The 5,544-nt window shown below is 56.9% G+C and carries 9 protein-coding genes; 6 read left to right on the top strand and 3 right to left on the bottom strand.

What is annotated here, in order from left to right; all coding sequences use genetic code 11:
* Window positions 1-10: 10 nt before the first annotated feature.
* Both ACFUCV_RS14790 and ACFUCV_RS14785 read right to left on the bottom strand, forming a co-directional pair.
* Window positions 11-463 carry a hypothetical protein gene (locus ACFUCV_RS14790; RefSeq protein ID WP_380817077.1) on the bottom strand — a complete coding sequence of 151 codons (453 nt, stop codon included), beginning with the start codon at window positions 461-463 and terminating at the stop codon, window positions 11-13.
* Between the two features lie 238 nt (window positions 464-701).
* Entirely contained in the window at window positions 702-1,241 is a 540-nt protein-coding gene (locus ACFUCV_RS14785) for a hypothetical protein (RefSeq protein WP_380817075.1), read from the bottom strand.
* Between the two features lie 194 nt (window positions 1,242-1,435).
* On the opposite strand from ACFUCV_RS14785, the gene ACFUCV_RS14780 reads away from it, so the two are divergent.
* Together ACFUCV_RS14780 and ACFUCV_RS14775 are read left to right on the top strand one after the other, a co-directional pair.
* Window positions 1,436-2,209 carry a hypothetical protein gene (locus tag ACFUCV_RS14780; RefSeq protein ID WP_380817074.1) on the top strand — a complete coding sequence of 258 codons (774 nt, stop codon included), beginning with the start codon at window positions 1,436-1,438 and terminating at the stop codon, window positions 2,207-2,209.
* Between the two features lie 262 nt (window positions 2,210-2,471).
* The gene (locus ACFUCV_RS14775) at window positions 2,472-3,062 is read left to right on the top strand and encodes a recombinase family protein (protein WP_380817072.1); all 591 of its coding nucleotides are present in this window, start codon (window positions 2,472-2,474) and stop codon (window positions 3,060-3,062) included.
* A 318-nt stretch (window positions 3,063-3,380) separates the two neighbouring features.
* Here the strand turns inward: ACFUCV_RS14775 and ACFUCV_RS14770 are convergent, their stop codons facing one another.
* Window positions 3,381-3,962 (bottom strand): peptidoglycan-binding protein, encoded by a 582-nt coding sequence (locus tag ACFUCV_RS14770; protein ID WP_380817070.1) that lies wholly within the window; start codon window positions 3,960-3,962, stop codon window positions 3,381-3,383.
* Between the two features lie 74 nt (window positions 3,963-4,036).
* Between ACFUCV_RS14770 and ACFUCV_RS14765 the strand changes: the two genes are divergently transcribed.
* From ACFUCV_RS14765 to ACFUCV_RS14750, 4 genes are all read left to right on the top strand, one after another.
* Window positions 4,037-4,381, top strand: coding sequence for a helix-turn-helix domain-containing protein (locus ACFUCV_RS14765; RefSeq protein WP_380817069.1), 345 nt, complete (start codon window positions 4,037-4,039; stop codon window positions 4,379-4,381).
* A 75-nt stretch (window positions 4,382-4,456) separates the two neighbouring features.
* Window positions 4,457-4,786 (top strand): hypothetical protein, encoded by a 330-nt coding sequence (locus ACFUCV_RS14760; RefSeq protein WP_380817079.1) that lies wholly within the window; start codon window positions 4,457-4,459, stop codon window positions 4,784-4,786.
* A complete protein-coding gene (locus tag ACFUCV_RS14755) occupies window positions 4,747-4,929 on the top strand; it encodes an ImmA/IrrE family metallo-endopeptidase (RefSeq protein ID WP_380817067.1) in 183 nt (60 codons plus the stop codon). The genes ACFUCV_RS14760 and ACFUCV_RS14755 overlap by 40 nt, the downstream gene beginning before the upstream one ends.
* A 73-nt stretch (window positions 4,930-5,002) precedes the next feature.
* Entirely contained in the window at window positions 5,003-5,152 is a 150-nt protein-coding gene (locus tag ACFUCV_RS14750) for a hypothetical protein (protein ID WP_380817065.1), read from the top strand.
* Window positions 5,153-5,544 lie beyond the last annotated feature (392 nt).

Genomic DNA, 5,544 nt, shown 5'->3' with positions numbered 1-5,544 from the left:
CACGGCACGATCACGAACTTCGGTTGGGTATCTCTTGGGCATGATTGCCATCTTTCTCAAAAAAGACAGCGGCATCAAATCCGGGACGGTTCAGATTGCTGGGGGTAATGAACGAGTTGGTGCTGAACCTCGCGTCAAGACTGGCACCGCCGGTTTCTGATAACAAAACAAACCGCCGTCGATCCACGAGCCGATACGCCGTGTGTAGCACCATGAACCCTGCTGTGGCCAGGACCAGCAGTACGGGGATAACCACCGTGATTAAAGGAATCCCCGTTAGGGACGCAAACACCCAGCCCTCAAAAATGATCACGACCGCCAAACCCAGGAAAAGATACCTGAGTGACTTCTGGCGCCATGTGGCGAGCATTTGAGCCGCGCCGGCGATCCTCAATAAACGCGGGAAATCCCGCCACGTAGCAATGCTGGCACCCTGAGGAAATGTCACTGGAAGATAAGGCACACCCACACACTACGTCACTTCATCTGCCGTCCCCGAGGCTCGGGGTAACAATGAACAGCGCCGGAAACATAAGCCGACCTAGCTCGGCACTGACCCGCCGGCCAAAGATCCAAGTATTCGGAAGATTAGTTCAACCTTGGGGGATTACCCGCCGTCGCTTGCCTGCTCTAAAGTAATGGCAAACCGCGACTTTGAGCCGCCCCTTAACCGCCATTCTCGGCTAACAGTCACAGGAATGCTATGCGGGAAGCCGTGATCGGGCTTGGTTGAACGCGGCGACGAAATTGGCCCGCGTGTTGCCGAGGGGAAACATGATTGGACGGTCATGCAGGAGCAGAAGGCCTGCGGAGTCAAGTGGTTGAGCAAGCATCTCATAGAGATCTACTTTCGCCACGATGACGCCCATGGGATCAAGGGCCGATGCGCGCGCAACGCATCCCGGAACGGCTTCGTGCAGGATTCGCCGACGCTCGGCAGCGCCGAGGGCATTGACAGGATATGGGGCGAGATCGATGAGGAAAAAGCCGTCATCGCGGAGACGTTCCAGCCAGGGATGCTTCCCGGTTAGCTGTAGGTCCACCTTCGAGGTTCCGTACATCGCTTCAACCACACCACGAAATAGGTTGTCTGGACCAAGCCGGTCTGCAGCATAGAAGAACCTGCGGCGCGAGATGTCCCCGCCGTCGGCCGGGGCACTCTCCGCGATCATCAACAACTTCACGCGGTCGGGTTTCCACTGTCTGCGCAACTGGGCGTACCAAGGCTCTTCGTCCGTCATGGGTTAACTGTATCGGCCTAGCAGAAGGCACATTCAACGTGGTGTAGGCATCCTGAGAAGCGAGTCTGTCAGAGCCACGTCACTGCCATCACGGTTCTTTCGCTGATGGAATTATTCTCAGTGCTGTACGAAGGGATTCCTGCCCCGGCGTGTCAGGATTCGCGGTTGATGAAATTTTGGATCAGTCTTGAAACATGACCACTTTAAGGAAGTCAAGCGACGACGGAGACCGGATATTGGCTGACCTGAGAGCTCTGATCGAACAGTCTCCAGCGGTGCCACCTCGGCCTATCTCTGAGTGGAATCGAAATGACCAGGCCGAGGTCCGCGCCATAGGCTTGGCTTGGGGATGGCTGATGCGTGTGGTTCGTACATCTGAAGCCATCCGGATCTTGGAAATTAGTGGCTATGACGTCGAAGCTGCCCCGTTGCGTCGCTCGGTGTTTGAGCATGTTATCCGAATGCACTGGGCTACAACCCTCAAACCCGGTGTGTTCGTTGAAGCCGGCTTGAATCATCGCAAATGGAGTTTAAGCAACATCAAGCGCGCTGCGGAGGTTGGCATACCCCTTCCCGATGGTGCCCCCGGAATCATCGAGATGCTCCAGTCTGAGACGGATCTAGAATTCGAAAAGCTTTCTTTTAAGGACCTCAAGTCACTCATGGGTGACCTTCCTGGCGATTATTGGATCCTCTACCAAAACTGGCTTACGGAAACACAGGAGTCTCACGCAACGATGGCCAGCGCTTCGGCTTACGTCAGCTTCGACCAAGGTTCGGATCATCCTGTCTCGCACCTACAGATGAAACCTGGCCCGCGTGCCCATTTCGATGCTATGTTGCCCAGCATGGTGTTACTGGCTACCGAGTCCTACGCGTATTTGACCGGACTGGAGGGCCAGCTGAACGAGCCTCTATCGACCATCCGGGAGCGCGTAACTCAGATGGGAACACCAAAGAACAACTAGCCCTATTCGAATCAAATCTTGGCTCACAGCAGCCAAGCATCCTTCGTGGAGCTGAAACAGCAAGAATACCCGGTACTGCTGAGCACCGCGGACGGCATTGTCGATGTTGTCTACGATTATGGCGACTACGCAAGTCGTTCTTTGTAGGCACGAGTTGTCCATTGGGGTGTACCCGAGCGAACAGGTCAGACATCTTCTAAATTAGTGTCAATCAGGGTCTATGTCGGCTATGGTTATACATAACTGACGGAGGCTTTTAGGGATGGCTGGACACAAAGGGCAAGTGGTTGGCTACGTACGGGTGAGCACCGCTGACCAGAACGAGGCCCGCCAGCTCGAGGCGCTCGGTCCTGTGGATAGGCTGTTCTCCGAAAAGGTCAGTGGCAAAAACACGGCCGATAGAGCCGAGCTCCAGGAGATGCTTATCTATGTCCGTGACGGGGATACGGTTCGCGTGAAGTCCCCTGATCGGCTGGCACGGTCCACGACGGATCTTCTGGCTCTTGTTGAGCAACTCAAAGCCAAGGGCGTCGCGTTGGAGTTCATCGACAACCCGGCATTGAATACTGACACGCCCCAAGGGGAGTTCATGCTCACGGTCCTGGCAGCCATCGCACAGTTGGAGCGCAAGACCATCCGTGAGCGTCAGGCCGAGGGCATTGCCATCGCTAAGAGGAACGGCGTCTACGACCGGGTCCCGAAGCTTACTTCGGAGCAGATTCAACTGGCCCGGACGCGGATTTCCCAAGGCGTACCCAAAGCCAAAGTAGCCCGGGATCTTGGCGCCTCGCGGCAGACGCTGTACGCAGCGCTGAACGGCAGCGGTAAGTATGCCCAGATGAACTCAAAGTGACCGCAGCCCCAGCGCTGCCCACCAAAGTCTTTACGGCGTTTGTTTTCCATCTGCGAGATCATCGCGGAGCAAGGCCGCAGTGACGCCCTAGCTGAAGCTTTCATCACCTTCTGCCAAGAAATCCTCCACGCACTCCTGCCACCCCGACGAGAACGCACCGTCCAACGCGTCATCAAACGCAAAATGTCCAACTGGCCACTCAAGAAAATACGCAAACCCACAAAGTAAACGGCATTGCTCCTAAATCGCTCTAAAAAATGCGACATTCAGCGTTGAAAACCCCACCTCCCAGGCCACGGAGAGTGGGCGGCGCCGGGATCAGTCACCGTAGCGCAGTGCGGCCCAGGTCCGGAAACCGACAACACCGTCCGCCACGAGCCCACAGCTGCGCTGGAACTCCCTGACACGCGACTCAGTGGCGCCACCGAACACACTATCGGTCACGAGGGACCGGCGCTGGCGGGCAACCAGGGCTCGCTGTAAGAAGACCACCGACTGGGTTCGGGACCCGCGACGCACGGTGGCAACGCCCCAGCGAAGGTTGGCGGCCGACGCCAGCATGGACGCCCACGTCTTCGGGCCGACGACGCCGTCAGGGGTCAGGTAGTTGCGATTCTGGTGTTTCAGGACTGACACCTTCATGGCCTGGGAAAAGTAGTTGCGGCCCCGAGTTGTTAGGCCTGAGGGCAGGCGCAGGAAGACTAGAAGATCTGCCAACATCGCAACCGCCTTGTGGTCCATGCCGATTTTCAGCTTGGGGTATACGCTGGGCGACTGGGCGTTAGCGGCGGGCGCGCCGAGCAGGCCGGCCACGCCCGCCAAGGCCGTAGCGCTGCCCGCGGTCAGTGCCGCGCGTCGCGAAAGCATTTTGGACATGGGCTTATTGGTGGATTCAGTCAAAGCGAAGGTCCTTCCTCGGGTGCAGGGGCGACGGCGCGGTGCGTGCCAGTGCGGTGTTAGTCCCATTACAGCGCATGCGTGCTGGTTGGGGCAAGAATAAGGGGTCTGGGGATGATGGAGTCCGGGTAGTAGCGGAACTGGACTGCGTGTTTAGCCCTCTCCTTGAGTGTGGCGCTCTGACCCGCTGGGAACTTCCGATGCGGCGGTGGATTGGTGCCCGCCGCGCCGCTGAGGAGATCTGCGGTCCCGGCGGCCCCGTAATGCAAACAACCGCCTCCCCGGCTGGAGATCGAATCCGACGGTTGCGTTTGGCATCTAGTTTGGGTCAAGTTGAACTAGCGGATCGCATTGGAATTGCATCCGGCACCATGTCGATGATCGAGACCGGGGCCCTGCCTCTTCCCTCTGCTCACATTTAGCTGCTTGCACACACCCTCGGTGTCACAGAAGCCTACCTCCTTCGTAGCCGGGCTGAACCTGTCACTACTCGCCCGTTGCTGCGTGCCCACGCTGATGCGTCGAAAAAGCTCGATGACACGCTGTCTTCAGACGTCATCACTGCCGTTGAGGCGATAGAAGATCTTTCGCTCAAGCGCGTCCCGGATTCACTCCTTTATTTTGATGAGGATTTAGACGACGACGATGCCATCGAACAGTTTGCTTCCGAAATCAGAGCCCTTGCAGGGCTGTCAGGACATGCAATCGTCAACAACACAATTCGATCTGCAGAGCGGCTTGGCTGCCTTGTTCTTCCTATGGATAGTGAACTCGGCCGCCACCTCGCATGTCGATGCGAGTGGACGATGTGCCAGTACTTCGCATAAGTAGGTCTTCCCTGAATCAGGAGCACGTCGTTCCGGGTGATCGCCAACGATTTACTGTCACTCACGAGCTCGGTCACCTTGTCCTACACCATGCGTCCCCCAGCCTGCTGCTGGTCTCTCTTTCAGTAGAACCCCCAGTTTAAGAGGGCCCACTGTCCTAAATATCCACAGCAGTCCACAGCATGTTCAAACGCATGATCCGCTTAGAATCATGCGGTGAAGATCATCGGAATGATAGAACATATTGAGAGCGGCACCATTGAGCAGACTGAAGTGGATGCCGCCAACTATCAAGCGGGCGTGGACGCCATGCGCCGCACACTGGCAGAGGGTTACCGCTTGTTGAGCATAAGAGTTGATCGTTAAGCAGGTCGCCATGAAGTGCCCCTAGGTGCCGCCGAGCTGGTGCCATGCTAACGCTCAGAATGTCGCTGTAAAGTTGTATTTGAAGTGGTCAACCGTCCCCCAATGGGTTGGCCACTTCATTTTTTATGCCCGCGAGCAGTAGCCGGCTATCAGGCAAGTTCCCTATGGTCCAAGATGTAGCGTTGCCGAGTTGCTGCCCGCCGTAGTCAGGTTCTTTTCAACCAATGACGACACATCGGGAGAGTGGGGCCAAGCTGCCCGGGCACGTCCCCCACTGTGCGGGATGCAGTACGCGGCCCTAGGGCGTGTCTCCCAAATAGGTTGGTCGTTGGTTGATTAACTTGGAGGGTGTCGCGTTTTCAAGTTTTTACAGATGACCAATGGGCCCGTGT

The sequence above is a fragment of the Specibacter sp. NPDC057265 genome (assembly GCF_042668835.1).
Lineage (GTDB): Bacteria > Actinomycetota > Actinomycetes > Actinomycetales > Micrococcaceae > Specibacter.
This window is presented reverse-complemented; position numbering and strand designations above follow the sequence as displayed.

Coding starts and splice junctions, on each gene's coding strand:
- ACFUCV_RS14785 (WP_380817075.1), bottom strand. CDS start 1,241: ATGACGGACGAAGAGCCTTGGTACGCCCAGTTGCGCAGACAGTGGAAA.
- ACFUCV_RS14780 (WP_380817074.1), top strand. CDS start 1,436: ATGACCACTTTAAGGAAGTCAAGCGACGACGGAGACCGGATATTGGCT.
- ACFUCV_RS14775 (WP_380817072.1), top strand. CDS start 2,472: ATGGCTGGACACAAAGGGCAAGTGGTTGGCTACGTACGGGTGAGCACC.
- ACFUCV_RS14765 (WP_380817069.1), top strand. CDS start 4,037: ATGCGTGCTGGTTGGGGCAAGAATAAGGGGTCTGGGGATGATGGAGTC.
- ACFUCV_RS14755 (WP_380817067.1), top strand. CDS start 4,747: ATGTCGATGCGAGTGGACGATGTGCCAGTACTTCGCATAAGTAGGTCT.